This window comes from Chitinophaga hostae (genome assembly GCF_018224885.1).
Taxonomy (GTDB): Bacteria; Bacteroidota; Bacteroidia; order Chitinophagales; family Chitinophagaceae; genus Chitinophaga; species Chitinophaga hostae.
Window position 1 is genome coordinate 1 of sequence record NZ_JAGTXB010000013.1, and the last position, 21,528, is coordinate 21,528.

Annotated in this window: 15 protein-coding genes and 1 other RNA gene; 8 read left to right on the top strand and 8 right to left on the bottom strand. The window is 45.4% G+C overall.

The annotated features are described in order from the left end of the window. The 4 genes from KE626_RS22910 to KE626_RS22925 form a co-directional block, all read left to right on the top strand. Positions 1–4,072: Calx-beta domain-containing protein (locus tag KE626_RS22910; protein WP_211975336.1), on the top strand; the 4,072-nt coding region annotated here is incomplete at its 5' end. A 57-nt stretch (positions 4,073–4,129) separates the two neighbouring features. After that, a complete protein-coding gene (locus KE626_RS22915; RefSeq protein ID WP_211975337.1) occupies positions 4,130–5,044 on the top strand; it encodes a PorP/SprF family type IX secretion system membrane protein in 915 nt (304 codons plus the stop codon). 21 nt (positions 5,045–5,065) lie between these two features. Continuing rightward, a complete protein-coding gene (locus tag KE626_RS22920; RefSeq protein WP_211975338.1) occupies positions 5,066–7,213 on the top strand; it encodes an OmpA family protein in 2,148 nt (715 codons plus the stop codon). A gap of 42 nt (positions 7,214–7,255) precedes the next feature. After that, positions 7,256–9,739 (top strand): Calx-beta domain-containing protein, encoded by a 2,484-nt coding sequence (locus KE626_RS22925; RefSeq protein ID WP_211975339.1) that lies wholly within the window; start codon positions 7,256–7,258, stop codon positions 9,737–9,739. A 383-nt stretch (positions 9,740–10,122) separates the two neighbouring features. Here KE626_RS22925 and KE626_RS22930 read toward each other — a convergent pair whose 3' ends face one another. The 7 genes from KE626_RS22930 to rplU form a co-directional block, all read right to left on the bottom strand. Continuing rightward, positions 10,123–10,617 (bottom strand): GNAT family N-acetyltransferase, encoded by a 495-nt coding sequence (locus KE626_RS22930; protein WP_211975340.1) that lies wholly within the window; start codon positions 10,615–10,617, stop codon positions 10,123–10,125. Between the two features lie 4 nt (positions 10,618–10,621). Further along, a complete protein-coding gene (locus tag KE626_RS22935; protein WP_211975341.1) occupies positions 10,622–11,257 on the bottom strand; it encodes a DsbA family protein in 636 nt (211 codons plus the stop codon). Positions 11,258–11,346: 89 nt separating this feature from the next. Continuing rightward, the gene (locus KE626_RS22940; protein WP_211975342.1) at positions 11,347–12,069 is read right to left on the bottom strand and encodes a PrsW family intramembrane metalloprotease; all 723 of its coding nucleotides are present in this window, start codon (positions 12,067–12,069) and stop codon (positions 11,347–11,349) included. Continuing rightward, positions 12,066–13,754 (bottom strand): DNA polymerase/3'-5' exonuclease PolX, encoded by a 1,689-nt coding sequence (locus KE626_RS22945; RefSeq protein ID WP_211975343.1) that lies wholly within the window; start codon positions 13,752–13,754, stop codon positions 12,066–12,068. Before KE626_RS22945 ends, KE626_RS22940 begins: the two co-directional genes overlap by 4 nt. Before the next feature lie 309 nt (positions 13,755–14,063). Further along, the gene (locus KE626_RS35220) at positions 14,064–14,495 is read right to left on the bottom strand and encodes a hypothetical protein (RefSeq protein ID WP_211975478.1); all 432 of its coding nucleotides are present in this window, start codon (positions 14,493–14,495) and stop codon (positions 14,064–14,066) included. A 64-nt stretch (positions 14,496–14,559) separates the two neighbouring features. Continuing rightward, positions 14,560–14,838, bottom strand: coding sequence for a 50S ribosomal protein L27 (gene rpmA, locus KE626_RS22955; protein WP_211975344.1), 279 nt, complete (start codon positions 14,836–14,838; stop codon positions 14,560–14,562). A 50-nt stretch (positions 14,839–14,888) separates the two neighbouring features. After that, positions 14,889–15,245 carry a 50S ribosomal protein L21 gene (gene rplU / locus KE626_RS22960; protein ID WP_246121200.1) on the bottom strand — a complete coding sequence of 119 codons (357 nt, stop codon included), beginning with the start codon at positions 15,243–15,245 and terminating at the stop codon, positions 14,889–14,891. A gap of 372 nt (positions 15,246–15,617) precedes the next feature. Here rplU and KE626_RS22965 point away from each other — a divergent pair, with 372 nt between their 5' ends. The 4 genes from KE626_RS22965 to ssrA all read left to right on the top strand — a co-directional run bounded on the left by KE626_RS22965 (position 15,618) and on the right by ssrA (position 20,271). Then, positions 15,618–17,117 (top strand): GH3 auxin-responsive promoter family protein, encoded by a 1,500-nt coding sequence (locus KE626_RS22965; protein WP_211975345.1) that lies wholly within the window; start codon positions 15,618–15,620, stop codon positions 17,115–17,117. Positions 17,118–17,205: 88 nt separating this feature from the next. Next, positions 17,206–18,372: a 1-deoxy-D-xylulose-5-phosphate reductoisomerase gene (locus KE626_RS22970; RefSeq protein WP_211975346.1), complete on the top strand. Its 1,167-nt coding sequence runs from the start codon at positions 17,206–17,208 to the stop codon at positions 18,370–18,372. Between the two features lie 85 nt (positions 18,373–18,457). Continuing rightward, the gene (gene rseP / locus KE626_RS22975; RefSeq protein WP_211975347.1) at positions 18,458–19,792 is read left to right on the top strand and encodes an RIP metalloprotease RseP; all 1,335 of its coding nucleotides are present in this window, start codon (positions 18,458–18,460) and stop codon (positions 19,790–19,792) included. A gap of 105 nt (positions 19,793–19,897) precedes the next feature. After that, positions 19,898–20,271: a transfer-messenger RNA gene (gene ssrA, locus KE626_RS22980) on the top strand. A gap of 439 nt (positions 20,272–20,710) precedes the next feature. Here the strand turns inward: ssrA and KE626_RS22985 are convergent. Next, positions 20,711–21,499 (bottom strand): GIN domain-containing protein, encoded by a 789-nt coding sequence (locus KE626_RS22985; RefSeq protein WP_211975348.1) that lies wholly within the window; start codon positions 21,497–21,499, stop codon positions 20,711–20,713. Positions 21,500–21,528: the final 29 nt, after the last annotated feature.

A 21,528-nucleotide genomic window follows, 5' to 3' on the forward strand; every position in this document is an offset into this window, starting at 1 on the left:
CGATTCGATCAAACTGAGTGCTGCACCGGATAGTGTGAACGAAGGCCAGAGTGCTGTTATCACCGCTACTTTCCCGCATAACTGGAAAGCCGGTAAAGACTGGGTGATTAATCTTGCTAAAAATGCGGTATCGTCTACCGTGGCTGATAGTCGCCATGGCGCTATACCAGCTACCGTAACGATTGCGAACAATACAAATGCCGGCACTACAGGTGCTATCACTACCAGCACTAATGCCATATTGGATGATGAGGGTGCTATCATTGTGGATGGCAATAACGGCAATCAACAGATGCCGGCCAGCAGTACTTCTATCTACATTAAAGATCTTACGGAAAAACAACCCGGAGCCAGGAAGATGACGCTGACTCCCGATGCTACACTGGTACCGGAAGGTAATAAAGTGATGGTACATGTATCGGTGCCTTATGCTTCCACCAAAGATGTGACAGTGCAGCTGGCGGTTAACAATGCAGCGACTACGGCAAAATCCGGTGACGACTATACGTTGTCGGCAACATCTTTTGTATTGCCGCATGGCGCTACTTCTGCCGACTTTGAACTGCTGCAAACCCTTACAGATAAAGTGCTGGAGAATAGTGAAACCCTGGCGGTAAATGCTACCGTGACGGGTTATACGGTGAATAACCTGAGTTTGTCGATCAAAGATCTCACCCGCACAGATCCGGCTAATCTTAAGCTGAATGTGACCGTGTTTAAGTCGCCACTGGTAGAAGGAGACAACGGCGCAGTAACGATCAGCTTACCAGCAGGGGTTACCACTACGATACCTATTCAGATCCAGTTGCCACAAACCGGCGGTACTGCCGAGGCAGGGCCTGATTACGGGCTGGCTACTGCGGTAACCCTGGATAGCAGCAGTGTGAGTACCCTGTTAAATATTAAGAAAGATAACTTTACAGAAGGCCCGGAAACAATTATGATTTCTGCTGCAGCGGCTGATGGTATCAGCACCTACAATATTGCGATGCCTGTGTTGACCATACAGGATGATGCAGCGCAATATCCATTGCCATCAGCGATATTAATACACACCAGTATGGCGGCAATTGACGAGAATGGACAAGGTACTGTATTGAGTGTACAACTGCCAAATAATCTGCAGGCCGGTAAGGATATTACAGTGCATGTTAATAAGGACAATACGCTGAGTACTGCCATCAATACGGATCATACCACATTACCATCTCCTTATGATATCGTGATCAAAAAAGGACAGAATGCCGGCACACATCCGTTTGTACTTAAAGCATTGAAAGACCTGATACTGGAAGATGATGAAACCGTGGTGTTTAAAGGAAGTATTACGGATCCTGTTTTCAATACAGCTGCAGTGAAAGATACTGTAGTCACCATTAAAGACAGAACGCATGATGATCCGGCCACCGGACTCATACATCTTACCGCAGTAACTACGGGTACGCACGTACTGGAAGGCAACACTTATACGATGAATGTTGCGCTTGCGCCAGGTGTTACTTCCGGTAAGGATATTAAGGTAGCAATAAATACAGGCGCGGGTTCTGTGGCAACAGCAGGAGACATCAGCAGCTTGCCTGCTACCGTAACTATCCCCGCGGGTGCAGCCGGCGTGAACTTTAGCTTCCAGGCTAAGACCGACTTTATACTCGAAAAGCCGGAATTATTATGGATCACTGCAGCGCCGCAGAATTTTGCAGGCATGAAAGGTGATAAGTTATCAGTTACCATTGACGATGCCACCAGGCTGGATGTGAATAACCTGAAAATGGAGGTGCGTATAGACTCGTCCGTTATGCAGGAAGGAAACAGCAGCGATGTAACAATTGGATTTATAAACAGCCAGATCACTTCTTCGGAAGATGTTATTGTCAATATCTCCAGGAACCTGGTATCTACTGCAGATGCAGCGGATTACAGCGGCCTGCCTGCACAGGTAACACTTGCTGCCGGCGAGCATAATAAAGTATACCAGCTGAAGCTGACGGATGATAAGGTACTGGAAGGAGACGAACAGCTGCAGCTTATTGCCCAGTTGGGAACTGCGGGTTATACCCTTTCACAACCAGGATTGCTGCAGATTCCGGAAACAGGAGATATGCGGGTATTATTGACGAAAAATACGGATGCTGCGGAACCGGCTACGAATGGCGCTTACACCGTTAAGTTGCCAGGTAATGCTACCGCCGCAGCAGATGTGAAAGTGGTGTTCTATGTGAGCAGCATTGTTGGTACAACCAATATAGCACCGATACAAACAGCGGCAGTGATACCGGCAGGGCAAAACAGTGTATCCGTTCCCGTGAATGTGATAGACAATAAGGTGATTGAGGGGGATGAACAGGTAAAAGTATCGCTGATGCTGGCACAAATGAAACGCTTTGGTAAGAATATAGCGTTTGATGTGAACGACCGTGATACGGTATCGTTAACGGTGCATGACGATGAAGCAGATGCTCCGGGTCGTGAAATGAAAGTGGAGAAAACCACAGATGCCACTGAGCCGTCGACTGCAGGCACCTTCCGGGTTCACTTTACAGATACGCAGTTATCGGCCACCAAAGATGTGAACGTGGCTTATACCATTGGGGGCAGCGCTATCGCAGATACCCGCTACCGGAAACTGAGTGGTACGGTATTAATTGCTGCGGGCCAGAACGGCGCCGACATTAAAGTAGATCCGATCGATAATACCATTGTGGAAGGAGATGAAAATGTACAGGTGAAACTGACAACAGTGAGCAGTAGTCTTGCAGGTGTTACCTGGCCATTATCGGCTACTGCCACAGCGGATGTGATCATACATGATAATGATACCCTGCTGGTGGAATTGTCGGCCACTGCCAGCTCCGTAGCAGAAGGCAACGCGGTACAGTTTACACTTACCTCACCGGCATCGGCCGCGCATGATATCCCCATCCGGATACAGGTGACCCAAGATGCAGCACGCACCTTTACGGCGGGTGAAGGCACCGTAACTGGTAACATTGTTACCATCTTAATGCCGGCTAATGCTAAACAACACACCTTCACCATCACTACCGGAGATAACGATATTAATGATGACGACGGCTATCTGAAAACGACCATTCTGCCATTTATTGGTGGCAGCAGCACACTGGTGTATAAGGCGGGCGACAAGGATACCGCAAGGGTAACCATCACCGATAATGATCCGCTGACAATGACCTTTACCGCTGATAAATTCAGTGTGAAAGAAGGTAATAAGGGAGAAAATACACCACTGCGGTTCAATGTACAGTTAAGCAGACAAAGCTCACGTGCCATCACAGTGAACTATGATTTCGAGGAGTCGACTGATGGAGTATCTTATCCTTATATGGACTTTAAAGCTACACCGGGCGTTGATTTTGACAATACTGTCAAACAAACGGTGATTGCTCCGCTGACCACTATTGGCCAGATAGCGGTTAACATTAAAGGGGATACCACCTTTGAACAAAATGAAACCTTTATCCTGAAGATGATTTCGGTAACCGTGCCATCAGGTCAGCATGTACCGGTGATCGGTGATCCTGGTAAAGCCACTGGTATACTCCTGAACGATGATGCGATGTGTAAAACCTGTGATACTGATGGAGATGGATTAACAGATGGACAGGAAGATATAAACGGTAATGGTGATCCGTTTGACGACGACACAGATGGAGATGGTATCCCGAATTTCCTGGACCTCGACTCTGATGGGGATGGGGTATCAGATGCTGTGGAGAAATTCACCACCGATGGTCGCCAGATCAACAACAACAGTGGTAAGATCCGCGTACATCCGGCCATATCACCGAATAATGACGGTTTAGGCAATGATGTGATGTATATCGAGAACATTGAAAAGTATCCGAACAACGAGGTAGTGATATTTAACCGTTGGGGTGGTACAATATTCAAACTGAAGAATTACGATAATAAGTCCAACAACTTCAGGGGACGTTCCAATGCCGGCGGTAATGTGGGTAATGATGTGCCGGATGGTTCTTACTTCTATAACATAGAGGTAATGATTGATGGTAAGAAAGAGCGTTACACCGGGTTTATTGTGATTAAACGTTAATGGACATACGAAATTTATTAGTGAGATGAGTTTGACAAAATTTTTAAGCTGATACCTATGAAAGAGCGTCTTATGAAAGCTTTAGGGGTTGCTATCTTCTGCTGGTGTTGCTGTTTGCAGGCGACTGCGCAACAGGAACCACTGTATTCGCAATACATGTTTAACGGTATGATTATCAATCCGGCTTATCCCTCTATGGACGAATCCTCCAGTCTTACAGCGGTGGGGCGTAACCAGTGGGTAGGGGTTGATGGTGCGCCTAAAACGGCCACAGCTTCCTTCTATACGCCTATTAAGGCCACCAATACCAGTTTTGGTGTTTCGCTGATGAATGAAAAGATCACCGTGAATTCACAGACGGAGGTGAACTTTAACGTTTCTCAACGGGTAAAGCTCAATGAAAAGATTTACCTGGCTATGGGAATCAAGGGAGGTATGTCGCAGTTCCGGGAGAATAACAGCGCACTGTCGACCACGGATCCTGCGTTTGCGCAGAATCAGAGTTATTGGAAAACAGATGTAGGCTTTGGGTTTATGTTGTTTACTGACCGGTTTTTCATCGGGATATCTTCACCTACTTTCAAAAGCTTTGACCTGGGGAATAGTGTGAATAAAGTAGTGGTCGCTTCTCACTATTACCTGCAGACAGGCTACCTGATCAATATTAACGATGATGTAAAGCTGAAACCCAATGTGCTGTTAAGACAGGTGAAAGGAACCGGGTTCCAGTATGATCTGAATGCGAATGTGTTGCTGAAGAACCTGGTGTGGCTGGGAGCCTCATGGCGTTCGGAAAAAACAATGACCGGTTTGGTGCAGGTACAGGCCACCAAAAACCTGCAGATCGGTTATTCGTATGACACGCCTATGCAGTCGAACCTGAAGGGCGCGCAAACGGTGTCGCATGAGTTGATGGTGAACTACCGTTTCTCGTGGTCGAAGTGGAAAGTGGTGGCGCCAAGGTATTTCTAATAATAAAAAATCAAGAATAGTATGCGAAAAGTTAATTTCTGTTCCCTCATACTTTTCCTGAGCATTGTTTCCCTGTTTGTTTCCTGCAGTTTTGTTAAGGATCATGTTCAAATGGGAGGCTTAGGGAGTATGGCCAAAGTAAAGCGTGCCGAGCGTCTTTACAAAAGGCAAGAATACGAGCGAGCCATCTCACTGTGTAATGAAGTCATTAATAATGGAAGTAGTGAAGAAATATTGCGAAGGGCAAAGTTACAATTAGCGAGGGTTTATTTTGAAACCAGGCAGTTTGAAAAAACCATTAGTCTGTATGATGAGCTGTTGTACAAACCGGAAAAAGATATACTGGTAACAGATGTTGCCAATTATATTGATCTGCTGAAGCGCACCGGCAGGGTTGTGAAAGCCCGGCAGATAAGCGAGGTGTATGCCAACAACTATAAGAACAACGCCCGTTTTGCCAACCTGCAGGCATCCCTGGTAAACTATTATAGTTTTTTCAACCGCGATTCTATGGAGAATATCCGGGTGGATAGTTTACGGTTAAACTTGCCCGGGTATCAATACGGGCTGGCATTATACCAGAGCAACGTGGTATTCCTTTCCAATGATATAAAGAAGAATGAACAACAATCTTTCTATACCAATTCCAAACTATACCAGATTTCAGAAGATGGGGTAGAACCTTTCAACAATAGTTTGAAGGGTGTTTTACAAGTGGGACCTGCATCGTTTTTTGATAACGGGAAAAGAGTCATCTATACTTCCAACCGGTTTACCGATGTGAAGAACGATAAAAATTCCTATATCAATTATAACAATGGTACCCAGTTGTTATCTGCTATTTATCAGCCTGAACACGATATGTGGAGCAAACCGGTACCGGTTAAACTGGGAAAAAACACGGAATCTTACTCTTTCCTGCATCCATCAGTTGCACCGAATGGTAAACGTTTGTACTTTGCATCCGATATGCCTGGCGGTCAGGGTGGTACAGATATCTACTACGCTGACTGGGACAAAGAGGAAAAGCGGTGGAAAGCGCCGGTGAACATGGGTACGCAGGTAAATACCAATGGAAATGAACTGTACCCTTTCGTGGTGGGTGATAAATTGTTCTTTTCTTCTAACGGCCTTCGTGGCTTTGGCGGACTGGATATATTTATGATCAATATCAAAAAAACGGAAGAAGGTACCGTACATTTGCCGTATCCTGTGAATACACAGTTTGACGATCTGAACCCGGTACTGGACGAAAGCAAACTGTTATTATACTTTACATCAGACCGTTCGGGAGCGCATGATAATGATCATATCTATGTGTTAAACCTGAAGAAGAATCCTTTGAAACAGCTGGACCTGCCTTATCCCGGCAAGCCAGTAAAAGAAGACGACAAAGTGCCTTATACCATGAATCAGACGGACAGCCGTCAACAGCTAACTTTAGTAGGTAATAAACAGTATGATCACCAACCTGTACAACAACAGGCGGCTCCTGCTGTTGCAAAACCTGTTCCCGCAGTAGCCGTTGCCGTTACCCCTGAGCGTAAGGTGGTGGATTATTCCGATGATATAAAAGACAGTTCTCCTGAAGTAATTCCCTGGCAAACGACCAACCCCGGAAATGGGAACGCCGGTTCTTCATCTGCCAATAATTATACTACTACTGTGCAGGTACAGACCGGTCATGCTGCTTATAGCAGCCCGGAACTGGTTTCCTGGCAACATGCCGGCAATACCACTTCCGCCTTTAACGGTGGCGGCTATACGCTGGTGAAAGACAGTGCAGTGAAAGCGCTGGAAACGCTCTGGAGAGTACCGGGCGTGATTTACTATGACCTGAACTCTTATGTTCCGCAGGACCAGGAGTGGCGTAAGCTGGATTCTATCTTCCAGATATGGAAAGCCAATCCGCGCCGTATTATCCTGGTAAACGGCCATACTGATATTATCGGTACAGAAAGATACAACCTGTCGCTTTCAAAAAGCCGCGCCGTATACATACAGGAATGCCTGTTGAGCAGGGGAGTGGATGCAGACAAAATAAGGATCAATTACTTTGGTTCCACCCGTCCGGTGTGGGTAGCCAGGCAATATAACCTGAGCAGCGACAGGGATGTATTTATACACCTGCAGGGTGTGAACAGAAGATGCGAGATCAGGATTCTATAATTTATTTATCGGTTATTTTTTGCGTATATCAAACTAATACAAATGAACAAAATTTCCTCACTAATGCTTTTACTGGCGATGGGCACACAAGCCTTCGCACAGGAAATGCCTGTTGTGTTTAACAAGAGTTTTAGTGCTCCCAAAAACCAGTATAAGAAACTGGCGATTGCGGAGAACAATACGATTGTTGCTATCGGCGGCGGACTGGATAATGGTTGTATCACCAAATTATCCGCAACAGGAAACCTTATTTACAATGCCAAACTGAATAAGGGCGGACTGGTGGCTTACCAGGACCTGCTTTTATTGCCTAAGAATGAGCTGGTGGCAGTAGGTGGTGGTACCATTGCTTATGGCAATGCCCGTATTACCAAATTATCGGCCACCGGAGAAGTGGTATTTGACAAGAGTATTGGAAATGGTCAGGGTGGTTATTTTACCCGTATCATCACAGATCGTCATGGTAATTATATCACCGTTGGGGTGGATGGCAGCAAGCCTGCACAGGCACGCATCACCAAAATGAGTCCTGACGGTAAAATTGAATTTGACAAAGGATTTGGAGCACACAACGTATTTACCAATGTATTGATTGATGAAGATGAAAACATTGTTGCTGTAGGTGGCGACGTGGGTGACGGACAGGGAAAAGCATACATGGTAAAAGTAGATGGTAAGGGAGAAAAACAATTTGAGCTTTCCTTTGGTAAACCTGGCGCTACCTTTGAAAAAATGTTGTTGCTGGAAGATGGCGCTGTACTGGCTATGGGCGGTGGCGCTTATGGCACGGGCAATGCCAGCCGTATTGCAAAAGTGAATGCGGAAGGACAGGTAGTATTTGACAAAGAGTATAGCACTGTTGACGGTAAATTCAATGCCATTAAAGTAAATGACCTGGGTCAGATCTTCGCCTGTGCAGAAGAAAAAGATAAAGGCCGTATTGTGAAACTGCGTCCTGATGGAACCGAGCTGTTTAATAAAGAAACAGATGCTGCTTTATACGCATTGGAAGTAGGTAAAAATGGTAAGGTAGTAGCTGCCGGTGGTAACGTTAGCAACAACACCGGTAAAATTGTAAAACTGCTTCCTGATGGAACAGCAGTGGTAGACAAAAACCTGGGTGCTGTTTTTCAGCACCTGTTGCTGACCGAAGATGATGAAATTTGTGTGGTGGCTAAAGATGGCTACCGCATGATTAAGCTGAGCCCTGATGGCGACATGATGTTTGACAAGCAACTGGGTAAGTATGACGCAAAAACCAGCCTGGCTTCTTTGCTGATGAGCCCTTCCGGCGAAATCATTGCAGCCGGTGGCGGTGACGAAGATGGTAACCGTATTATCAAGATCAGCCATGGCGTATCGATCAATGATATTGCTGTTTCTGAGCCGCTGAATGGTTTATCTAATGCTACCCTGACCATTACTTTGTCCGGGTTTTTGAGAAGCAATGGTGTTCGTACGCCCGTTAACGTGCATTACAAAACCATCCCGCATAAAGGTGGTGCAGGTGCGGCCGATTTTGATGTAACAGAAGGTACTATTTCTTTTGTACCATCTGAATTTGCAGCTGGCGCCATTATATCCAAAACCATCCAGATCCCTGTAAAAAGCGATAACCTGCTGGAAGGCAAGGAAGCTTTCCACGTAGAAGTGATGGATGCATCAGAACTTTATCTTACTAAATCAAAAGGAGAAGTAACTATCCTGGATCAACCGGCGATGGTGAAATTTATTGGCGGCAACAATGGCGCAGAACCTGCAACAGATGTCGTGTTTTCTGCCGGTTTATTTAAAAGAGATAATACCCCGTTGATAAATGCTACTTCCAAACCAGTTCGTTTAACCTACAAGTTTGGTAATGGTACCGCATTGCCTGGTGCAGATTTCGTGAGCAGCATCAAAGCACCGTTTGTGATCGACAGTGGTGCAACTACTGCCAGTCTGAGTGTAAAAGTAAAAGACGATAACCGCTTTGAACTGGCGGAAACCGTGGTGTTGGTACTGAGCGAAATTAAAGCAGAAAACGAAGCGGTGGTAGGTTACAACGGCGATGTCACTTCTATTTCTGCCTCCCAGTACATACAGGATCAGGCGGCTTATATTACCCTGGTAAAACTGACCGACGCCAATGAATCGGCTACTGCCCCGGTGAGTATGTTTAAATGTATTTTGGTAAAAGCGGCTGACCAATCTGTACAAACCAATTGTACCGGCAGTGATATCAACATCTTCTTTGGAGTGGATTCTGCCAGTACCGCAGCGTATGGTAAAGACTATGTGATCATGAATGGTGACATGGTGAAGATTACCGGCGACTGTGCCTTCAGCGAAACCGACATACAGGTGGCGCTGGTAAATGACCGTGTGAAAGAGATTGATGCGCTGGTGGCGGTTAGATTGCGGGATGCAACAGCAGCTGCCAACGCAGGGGTATTGAAAATTTCCCCTGAACTGAAGTTAAACAAAGCCATAGCAGTTATCCATGATGATGATAACGACGAAGGCACCGTGCTGACAGCTAAATAATAACGGCTTGGATCAATAACCGATATACGCGCTTCAGGCACACCTACTTCCCGCATAGTTTACTATGCGGGAATTTTTTATTGAGCGGAAGGCCAAAAGCGGAAAGCAAAAAGCTATTGTAGCGATTGGCAGGAGCGGATATTAAACTACCTGGCGTCCCTGTCAATTGCTACAATAGCTTTTTGCTTTTCGCTTTTGGCCTTTTGCAATTAAAAAGCAGCATCTTTTATATTAAAATATAAAAGATGCTGCTTTTTTTTAGTATAGATAAAACCACTGATTAACAGTTATCGTACATAACCCTATAAAACAATGTATTTTAAGAGTTGTGTCTTTTAATGGTTAACTTGGGAATAGCCTGGTATCTCCTTACCGGGCTTTTTTTATAGCGGTTTACGCATCACAAAGTCTTCCATCAGGTAGCCATTACCGATATCCGTATTTTTCTCTTTATAAACGCTGAAGCCTTGTTTTTCGTAGAAGAGTTTGGCTTTATTAAAGCGGTTTACATCCAGTTCCAGGATGCTGGCGCCGCTTGCTTTTACACGTTCTGCCACTTCCGACAGCAGAAATTTCCCCACGCCCTTGCCCTGGTAGCCGAGGTCCAGGTATATTTTATGCAGTTTATAAACATCGGGTGTATCTGTGGTGCTATAGGCGGCAAAGCCGATTGGTTTCTCTTCGTCGAGCAGAATAAGGAAGCGGTGCTGCAGCTCGCTGATTTGTTTGGTCAGTGCTGCGGTGCTGTACATCATCACGATCATATATTCGATCTGTTCCGGTGTTAATATGGGCTGGTAAGTTGGGCGCCATATTTTTTCCGTCAGCTCCTGTATAACCGGGATATCATTTACTGTTGCTGTTTTGATATGGTACATAGTGTTATAAGCTATTATGTTCCCTGAGGATATTTTCGATGGTTTCTTCCAGGCGGTCCAGGGGGGTATATCCCCTGGCGCAGAGGTAGAGTTGCTTGCCGGTGTCGAGGATGGCGGCGGGGTATCCGGTGATGCCCCAGTTTTGTACCAGCTGAAATTCCTGGTTGGTTTCGTAGCGATAATGTTCCTCGTGCAGGCGGCTGATAAATTCATCTTCCGGCAGGCTGAATTTTTTTATGAGGGAGCGGTAAGTGCTGTCGTTATTCAGGCTCTGACCGTGATAGTTGAGGGCTACCTGCATATCATGGGCGAAGGTGAGGGCATTTTCCGGCTGGTATTGTTTAAATACGGTGAGGGCGATGCTTGGTTTCTCCGAATCCATGATTTCTTCCGAAGGAAGCAGTTTTTCCAGGAAAGCCTGGCCAAACTTCACGCCTGTCATGGACTCTACATTGGTATGTTCCCGTTGGATGTAGGTGGCCATGGAGGAGAACGGGTGGCGGTTATCGCCGGTGATCATTCCGCCGGAGAGCACATCGAACGCCATGTCGCCATTACTGCGTTCCTGCAGCTGCTGCACTACCGGTGTAAATCCGTAGCACCAGCCGCATAGCGGGTCAAAAATATATATAAAGCGCATTTTAGCTGTTAACTTTTAGCAGTTAGTAGTTAGATGTTTGTTGGTCAAAGGTAGTTAAAAGCGGAAAGCGGAGACCCCAAACCGGGGCCCTAGCTTTCGGCATTATCGGGGCTGTGTTCCTCCTCAAAAAAATGCTGTTCATGCAGTTTTTTCGAGAGGGCTTTGTCTTTTCGTATAGCCCTGATGGATAGTCGCGCCGCAAAAAACAGGGTAATTACGGAGGCGCCCATAAGGAAGATATTATTCCCGAGGAAGAGGAAGAAATCGAAGCTGCCGTGGAAGAAAACCGCTATCAGCAGGCCCTGCAAGAGGAGGAGGCTGCTTTTATGCGGAATAAACTTCGCCATGCCGGCATAATAACCCATGAGTATAGCAAAGGTAGCATGTGCAGGTACAGAGAGGAACATGCGGGCCACGCCGGTACCGAATCCATAGCGGCCTACATAGGCGATATTTTCCAGTGTGGCAAAGCCCATTCCTATCATTACGGCGTACACAATACCATCCATTGGTTCGTTGAAAGCTTTTTTGGGATAGGCATACAGGCGCAAGACCAGGAATTTGGCCAGTTCTTCCGATACGCCTACCACGCCATAGGCAAAGGCGGCGGTGCCGGCGATGGTGCCGTTATTTTCGCGCAGGCCCAGCGTAAGGGCGAGTGCTTGTACACACAGGGGCAGTACTACGCAGCCCATGCCCAGCAAAAAGCTTTTTATCAGCAGTCCGGCGGGCTCCCGGTCGTATTTATCCATGAGATAGATAAACAGGCAGATGGCAAATCCGGGAGCTACCGCCAATCCCAATAGCATCATGGAAGCAGATTTTTTTGTTGTCTGCGTTGCAGCAGGTAATCGTTCAGCATGTCAACAGTGTAACTGCTTAGATTGTTTGCTTTGGTGATACCGCCTTTCTGAGCGGCGAGTGTGCCGTAATGTATATCATTGAATCCGTGTATGCTGTGGGCGTCAGGGTCGATGGAGATCATTACCTTTTTCTCTATGGCGTATGGGAGCCAGGTCCAGTCGATATCCAGGCGGCGTGGGTGGGCATTGAGTTCAATGACCACGTTGTTGGCGGCGCAGGCGTCGATAACGGCTTTATGATTTACCGGGTAACCGTTGCGGCTCAGCAGCAGCCGGCCGGTCATGTGCCCGAGTATGGTGGTATGTGGATTTTCGATGGCTTTCAGCAGGCGGGCCATTGCTTTTTCTTCTGTCATTTTGAGATTGGAATGGACAGAGGCAATTACAAGGTCAAATTTTGCCAGGATTTCGTCCGGGTAGTCCAGTGCGCCATCATTGAGAATATCCGATTCTATGCTTTTAAAAATGCGGAATGGCGCGAGTTTTTTATTCAGTGCCTCTATTTCTGCATGTTGCGCGAGTACTCTTTCAATACTCAGCCCGTTGGCATAGAAGGCGGTGCGGGAGTGATCGCTGATAACGAGGTATTCAAGTCCCTTTGCTTTGGCGGCGAGGGCCATTTCTTCGAGGGAAGATTCGCCGTCGCTCCAGTTGCTGTGGGAGTGGATGATGCCTTTGATATCAGCTGGCTGGATAATTTCCGGCAGTTGATGTTGTTGGGCCTGTGTTAGTTCATTGTTGCCTTCGCGCAGGAAGGGCGGAATAAAGTCCATGCCGGCAGCGCTGAAAATAGCTTCTTCGGAGGGGGCGTGGTGAAGGAATGCAGCGCCGCCTGCGGTATTGAATTTATCTATAAACGCCGGGGAGCCGGTGGTAGTAAAGAGTTTGGAGTAGAAGTTTGCCGTATCGCAGCTATGAGTGATGATTTTCAGTTTTTCATCGAGTTGCCACACCAGGTTATCCGGGTTGGTGGTTACCAGTTCGAAGCCCGGGAGGGTAGCCAGTTGCTGGCTGACGGTTTCCGTGGGGGCGGCGATGAGTACTTCTATTTCATCGATGATGATGCTGTGGCGGCGGAATGCGCCGGTGACGGATACGGGTATGGGGGCCAGCAGTTGTTGGAGTTGTTTTTCCAGTTGCTGACCGATGGCGGCTACTTCCGCATAGAGGAAGCGGTGCCGGTTGGAGAGATAGAATTCTATGTTTTGCCGTATGCTTTCCTGGGTTTTGGCGCCAAATCCTTTGAGGAGCATGAGGCGGTTTTCGTTACAGGCATAGAGGAGTTCCCCCATGGATTCTATTTCCAGTTCTTTCCAGATGGTGGCAATTTTTTTTGGTCCCAGGCCTTTGATCTTCATGATTTCGAGGATACCGGCGGGGGTAATTTCCAGGTAGTGATTGAGCAGGGAAAACTCCTGGGTTTCCAGCATTTCGAGAATACTTTTCCCGGTAGATTCCCCGATGCCTTTGATGCGGAATATTTCATCCTTTGGGGTTTCTTTCAGCTGCGAGGGCAGTTTTTCTATGGTAAATGCCGCGCTGGCGAAGGATTTGGCTTTGAAGCTATTTTCTCCGTGAATATCCATCAGTTTGGAGAGCAGGGAGAAATTATCGGCGATTGAGTAATTATCCATGCGGTAAAAATACGGAGATCATGTGGATTTTTGTCTTGCCCAGGATTAGATTGATTTAGATGATTTAGATGATTTTTTTATTGTGATTATAATTTGATTTTTAAAAGATTCAGGAAGATATCAATAAAGATTCGCTTATATCTTCCCGAATCTTTTAAAAATCAAATTATAATCACAATAAAAAAATCATCTAAATCATCTAAATCATCAAAATCATCAAAATCATCAAAATCAATCTAATCCTGGGCAAAAAAAAAGATCCTGGCGATATCGCCAGGATCCTTATAACTACATTTTGTAAATCCGATCTTAGTTAGCCGGAGTTGCAGGAGTTGCTGGAGCGGCAGCTGGTGCTTTTTTAGGAGCGGCTTTCTTCTTAGCAACTGGTTTTTTAGCTGGTGCAGCTTTCTTTGCAACGGCTTTCTTCTTAGCTGGAGCGGCTTTCTTAGCAGCAGCTTTCTTTTTAGGAGCAGCTTTCTTAGCAGCAGCTTTCTTCTTAGGAGCAGCTTTCTTAGCAGCAGCTTTCTTAGGAGCGGCTTTCTTAGCAGCAGCTTTCTTAGGAGCAGCTTTTTTAGCAGCGGCTTTTTTAGGAGCAGCTTTCTTAGCAGCAGCTTTCTTCTTAGGAGCAGCTTTCTTAGCAGCAGCTTTTTTAGGAGCAGCTTTTTTTGCAGCAGCTTTCTTAGGAGCAGCTTTCTTTTTAGGCGCAGCTTTTTTAGCAGCCGCTTTTTTAATTGTTGCCATTGTTTTTTGAATTTGGGTTAGTAAAAAAAAAGGGTATTAAAAAAAACTTTATGGCTAACACTGATTAGGCTTCCGCCTGAGCAGTGGTATCAAATGCTTTAACAGAAACGTAAGTCTTGTTTTCGCGACCTTTTCTGAATTCCACTACACCGTCTGCAATTGCGAAAATGGTAAAATCTTTACCAACGCCTACGTTTTGACCTGGATGATAAACAGTACCTCTCTGGCGAACGATGATGTTACCGGAAGTAGCTGGCTGACCACCAAAGATTTTCACTCCCAGCCTTTTGCTGTGGGAGTCACGGCCGTTCTTTACACTACCTTCACCTTTTTTATGTGCCATTGTATAATTACTTTAAACTTGTCTAATAAAAAAATTCAGCTTAAAACGAATTAAGCTATTTCATTGATTTTGATTCTTGTAAAGTGGGTTCTGTGACCAACTTTCTTTCTGAAGCCTTTTCTTCTCTTCATCTTGAAAGCGATGACTTTGTCACCCTGAACATGAGCCAGAATCTCTGCTTTTACTACTGATTTTACATCAGTGCCTACGGACAGCGTACCAGCATTATCTGTTAACAGTACATCGGAAAACTCCACTTTGTCTCCAATATTTCCTTGTAACTGCTGTACAAAAATTTCCTGGTCTTTTTGTACTTTAAATTGCTGACCTGCGATTTTTACAACTGCAAACATAATTATCCAAAATATAATTTCCGCAAAAGTAACCTTTTGTTTTCTAATAGACAAAGTTTTTCGGTCTTTTTTAAATCACAATGTATAAACACATGTGAAGGACCGACAAAAGCTTAATCTTTTCAAAGATACATACTTTCTTGAATTTTAAATTATTTTAACAAATTATACTTTGCTGGGGCGGGCCGCTGTATGCACATCTTTATGCTATTTCCGGATCATTTAAAAACAGCTATCTTGCTGTGCAATGCAACGCAAATTTGTATACTTTTGTCGTTTACGCGAACAAACGCAGATGAGGGAGGGAATTACGAATGACGAATTATGAACTACCTGATAGGGGCCAGATCCGCCACTGTCAGGTAGTTCATAATTCGTAATCCGTAATTTTTCTCGCTTTAGTCTCTCAATCATAAAACAACAGGCATGAAGTTTAAATCACTGCTGGCCAAACCATTTGCTTCTATCGTACATAATAAGATAAAGAAGGAAATGTTAAGGGCGGTAGAAGATCAGGATACTATCCTGCAGGAGCTGATAAAGACAGGCAAAAAGACAGAATTCGGGGCAGATCATCATTTTAATGCTGTACAAACCCATGAAGAATTTAAGCAGGCTGTGCCTTTAAGGGATTACGAGCAGTTTAAGCCATATATAGAAAGAATAAAGGAAGGAAAGCAGAATGTACTGTGGAAAGGACAGCCGATTTACCTGGCAAAGACCTCCGGTACCACCAGTGGTGTAAAATATATACCCATCTCCAAAGAATCTGTTAATAATCATATAGATACAGCACGTAATGCATTGCTGAATTATATGGGAGAAACGGGTAATACCGCCTTTGCGGATGGAAAAATGATCTTTTTATCCGGCTCCCCGGAGCTGGAAAGGGTAGGAGGCATTCCTACCGGCCGTTTGAGCGGGATCGTTAACCATCATATTCCCCGTTACCTGCGCACCAACCAGTTGCCGTCGTACGAAACAAACTGTATAGACGACTGGGAAACCAAGCTGGACAAGATAGTGGAGGAAACCATTAACCAGGATATGACCCTGATCAGCGGGATACCGCCATGGGTACAGATGTATTTTGACCGCCTGATGGAACGCAGCAATGGCAAGCGGATCAAAGAGATATTTAAAAATTTTGATGTGATGGTGTACGGCGGGGTGAATTTTGAACCTTACCGGGCCAAATTGCTGGCTTCGATAGGGGGCCCCATCCATACCGTGGAAACATTTCCGGCTTCCGAAGGCTTTTTTGCCTTCCAGGACTCCCAGGAGCAGGACGGACTGTTACTGAATACCAATTCCGGGATCTTTTATGAATTTATTCCTGCACAGGAAATTTTCAATGAAAATCCTACCCGTTTGTCGCTTAAAGATGTGCAAACAGGCGTAAATTACGCCATGGTCATTAATAATAATGCCGGATTATGGGGTTATAACCTCGGTGATACCGTGAAGTTTATTTCCACTAATCCATACCGTTTGCTGGTGACCGGTCGTATCAAGCATTTTATTTCTGCATTTGGAGAGCACGTGATAGGAGAAGAAGTGGAGCATAGCCTGATGAAGGCGGCGGCAGAAGAAAATGTGCATATCACAGAATTTACTGTAGCCCCGATGGTGCAGACCAATGGTGAGTTGCCATACCATGAGTGGTTTGTAGAGTTTGAAAATATGCCGGCGAACCTCGCTGCCTTTGCGCAGAAAGTAGATGAAAACATGCGTCAGAAGAATATTTATTATAATGATCTGCTGACGGGTAATATATTGCAACCCCTGAAGATAAGGACTGTCCGTAAACAGGGCTTTATCGATTATATGAAAGCGATTGGAAAACTGGGAGGTCAGAACAAGGTACCTCGATTGAGTAATGACAGGAAGCTGGCAGATGAACTGACGGCTTATTTACAGCAGTAACCGGCGATTCAAAGCGTAGCAGCTGTTTGGTTATTACCGGCAGCTGGTTCTTCATTTTTTGTTAACTGTAAAAAAGTAAATCACCGTAATGAATAAACGAAAGATTGCCATATTCGGATCAACCGGATCCATTGGCATACAGGCACTGGAGGTGATCGCTGCGCATCCCGACAGATTTAGTGTAGAAGTACTCACCGCACAGCAGAATGCAGACCTGCTTATTGAGCAGGCGCTGAAATTCAAGCCCAACGCGGTAGTGATAGGCAGTGAAGCGAAGTATAAGCAGGTAAAAGACATTTTATTTGATAAAGGCATTAAAGTATTTGCCGGTCCGAAGGCCATGGTGGAAGTAGCTGCCTGGAGCTCTATTGACATGGTGCTGGCGGCTATCATGGGATTTGCAGGATTGGCGCCTACTTTATCTGCCATTGAACAGGGGACCCCGGTGGCATTGGCCAACAAGGAAACCCTCGTAGTAGCGGGAGATATTGTGATGGCGACTGCGCGCAGGAAAAATGTGCCCATTATCCCGGTGGATTCTGAGCATTCCGCTATCTTCCAGTGTTTGCTGGGAGAGCCTTTCAGCAAGGTAGAGAAGGTAATTCTCACTGCTTCCGGCGGTCCTTTCCTGGGTAAGAAACCCAATTTCCTCATCAATGTAAAGAAAGACCATGCCCTGCAGCATCCTAACTGGAGCATGGGCGCCAAAATAACGATCGACTCCGCCACCCTGATGAATAAAGGGCTGGAGATGATTGAAGCGCGTTGGTTGTTTGGCCTGGCGCCGGAAAATATCGAAGTGGTGATACATGCACAATCTATCATCCATTCCATGGTGCAGTTTGTAGACGGCTCCCTGAAAGCACAGATGGGATTGCCGGATATGAAACTGCCTATTCAGTATGCCCTGGGCTATCCTGACCGTTTGGCCAACGATTTCCCGCGGTTTTCTTTCCGGAACTATCCTTCGCTCACTTTTGAACAGCCGGATACCAAAACATTCCGTAACCTGGCGATTGCCATTGAAGCCATGCATAAGGGCGGAAATGCTGCCTGCGTGATGAATGCTGCTAATGAAGAAGTGGTGAATGCCTTCCTGAAAAACAGGATCGGCTTCCTGCAGATGACCGAAGTAATCGAGGAAACGCTGGTTAAAATACCATTTATTGAAACCCCGACCCTGCACGATTATTACGAATGCGATAATGCCGCACGCGAACATGCTGCTTCCCTTATCAATTCTATCGTTATATAAATTGTCAAATAAAAATTAACAAAGAGTTTTGCCGGAATATGTATTAAAACTGATATATTAGGCAGATTAAAGCAGAAAAAATTAAATGACTACAGAGGTAATATTGGTGAAAGCCGGACAGTTATTACTGTCACTCTCTATTTTGGTAGTATTGCATGAGTTAGGCCATTTTATCCCGGCCAAGTTGTTCAAGACCAGGGTGGAAAAATTCTATTTGTTCTTTGATCCATGGTTTTCCCTTTTTAAAATCAAGAAAGGAGAAACGGAATATGGCGTCGGCTGGCTACCGTTGGGAGGATATGTAAAAATATCCGGGATGATAGATGAGAGTATGGATAAAGAGCAGCTGGCTAAACCGCCGCAGCCCTGGGAGTTCAGGGCAAAACCGGCCTGGCAGCGGTTGATTATTATGATTGGCGGGGTAACCGTTAATATCCTGCTCGCCTTTTTCATATATGCGATGCTGTTATGGCATTATGGAGAAAGTTACCTGCCGGTAAGTGAAGTTAAATACGGTATTCAGGCCGATTCCCTGGCAAAAAGTATTGGTATCAAAGACGGGGATAAGATCCTGACCATTGACCACCGCGCTATCAAATCGTTTGAATCCATTCCCGGAGATATCATTCTGCATGAAGCTAAAAGTATACAGGTAGACCGTGACGGGCAGGAAGTAAATATTCCTATCCCGGAAGGTTTTGTGAGAGGGCTGCTGAAACAGAAAGTACCTTTTGCGATGCCGCGTTTCCCGTTTGTAGCTGACAGCGTATTGGCCGGAAGCGCCGCTGCCAAAGTAAATGTGCAGAAAGGTGATCAGCTGGTAGCCATCAATGGCTTGGCCGTTCCATATTATAATGACTTTGCCAAAGAGATCCGCAAGCATAAGAACGAATCCGTAATTGTGAGCGTATTGCGGGGAAAAGATACGATCAATATGTCGGCCCAGCTGTCTGAAAAAGGCGAGTTTGGCGTATATCCAAAAATTCCGTTCACTTACGCCACCAAACATTTTACCTTCCTGGAATCGTTCCCCGCAGGGTTTAATAAAGGCATCGATAAGCTGATGGATTATGTAAGACAGTTCCGTTTGATCTTTGTTTCCAAAGAAGTAAAAGTGACAGAATCAGTTGGTGGCTTTGGCAGCATTGCCAATTTGTTCCCGGAAGTATGGGACTGGGTTTCCTTCTGGCAGCTCACCGCTTTCCTGTCTATTATCCTGGCATTCATGAATATCCTGCCTATTCCGGCGCTGGATGGTGGTCATGTGCTCTTCCTGTTGTACGAAATCATCACCGGCCGCAAACCGAGTGAGAAGTTCCTGGAATACGCACAGATCGTAGGCATGGTGCTGTTGTTCAGTGTGTTGCTGTTTGCAAACGGACTGGATATCTGGAGAAGTATCAGTAAATGGTTTTCTTAACAACAATGGATAAATTGTTTTAAAGAAAGTTGCAGGAGTAATTCTTCTGCAACTTTTTTATTTGATACAGGAAGAAAAAATCGTATCTTTGTGTGCTATTTTACCGGGGATGCCTGGTTTTGACAGCATAGATCTTTGAAAGTGTAAGCATGCCGTGCGTTGGATAATTAGCACGATAATCTGAATATTCAAACTCTAATTGGCGAATCTAATTACGCCATGGCTGCCTAATCAGAGATTAGACATCCATTATAGCCGCCTGAAGTTGTTGCCTTATGCGACTTCCGCCGCTGAATCATAAACCCATAGGGATAGGTATTCATGGTTTCTGTGAGTGAATACTGAAGCTACAACGGATACGGACACGGTTGGTTAGTTACGCCCCTGCCAGGTCCCGACAACTCAATGCGTAAATAAGCATGTAGAAAGCTTTCGGCGAATATGTTTGGACGCGGGTTCGATTCCCGCCATCTCCACCTTTGGACGCGGTTTCATTTTACCGCTTTTCAAGATTTTAAAAGTCACTGATTTTCAGTGACTTTTTTTATTTCTATAAGCTCAAAAAAGGACATTATTGTTGATAATTCGGTTAGTAAATCGGTTAGTCTTTTGTCTGCGGATTCACTAACCGAATTTTTCGGAAATCAGTGAAGATCTTCTTAGTAAAGGAGGGTTCGATCCCGGAAAAATAGGTGTTTGTCGATCCTTTTCCGGCTTAATGGCAAACCGACAACAAACCAACGGAAAAGCCTATACGCCAGATTAACAATAGAAGGTGTTCGATCCTCTTTGAGGTAGTAGCAGATGCCACGGCCCAGCCGGATAATCTTCTTTTCAGCTGTAAGCCGGTGCAAGGCAAGACGCACAGCAGAAAAATCTCCCAGGGCGCTTTCTTGTTTCCATGCCAGATTTGAGGACTTACTTATCAAGGTCGGGCGCTATCTCCCTGACCGCTGCACTGGTTGAAACTGGAAAATTTTTTCTATCCAGTGGGCCCATGTAGTTAAGCACACTATTGCCGGTTGCTTTGCCGGTTATAGCTGTCGAGGCCTGTACAGTAGCAATACTGCTGCCTTCCATCGAAATCAAAAAGTCCTGGGTCTTCAATTGTGCTCCCTTAAATATTGAAGAGCCTTCCACTTGAAGTTTGGCCTGATCGGCATGGCCCTTTAAGATAAGGGTGGCTGAGGCATCTATTTTTCCTTTTAGCAAATGGAGCTGAACTTGTCCTTGTAAGCCCGAGGAACCACTGAGATTCAGCTCAAGTTCCGGCTGCTTAAATGTTCCCGCTAATACAACATTAGCTGATCCGCTGAGCTGTATATTCTTTAATTGTGGCATACTGAGCCAGACCGAAATCTTGTTTGGATTTTCACCGGCTTGCATACCGGTGTGAACGCCGGAATATCCCCAGTTATAAGCGTTGTTTTCTTCCAGACGAATGGTTAATATACCATCTTTGACGGTTGTTTGTACAAACTTGAAGATCCTGGTTTCCGGTACCCCAACTTTTACCAGTGAAGTGCTTTCATTGGTGATCACTATATCGACCGATGCATCTGCGATAACCGCATTAAAGTTACCTAATTTGCGTTCCTCGATCACAAGCTTAGTTGTTGTATCCCTAGGAGCAGAAGCTTGTAGATCGGGAAGGTGGAATAAGCTAAAAAGGAGAAGACTAACGAAGGCTTTTGGATAATTTTTCATGATGCCAGATTGAAATGAATAATATTGAT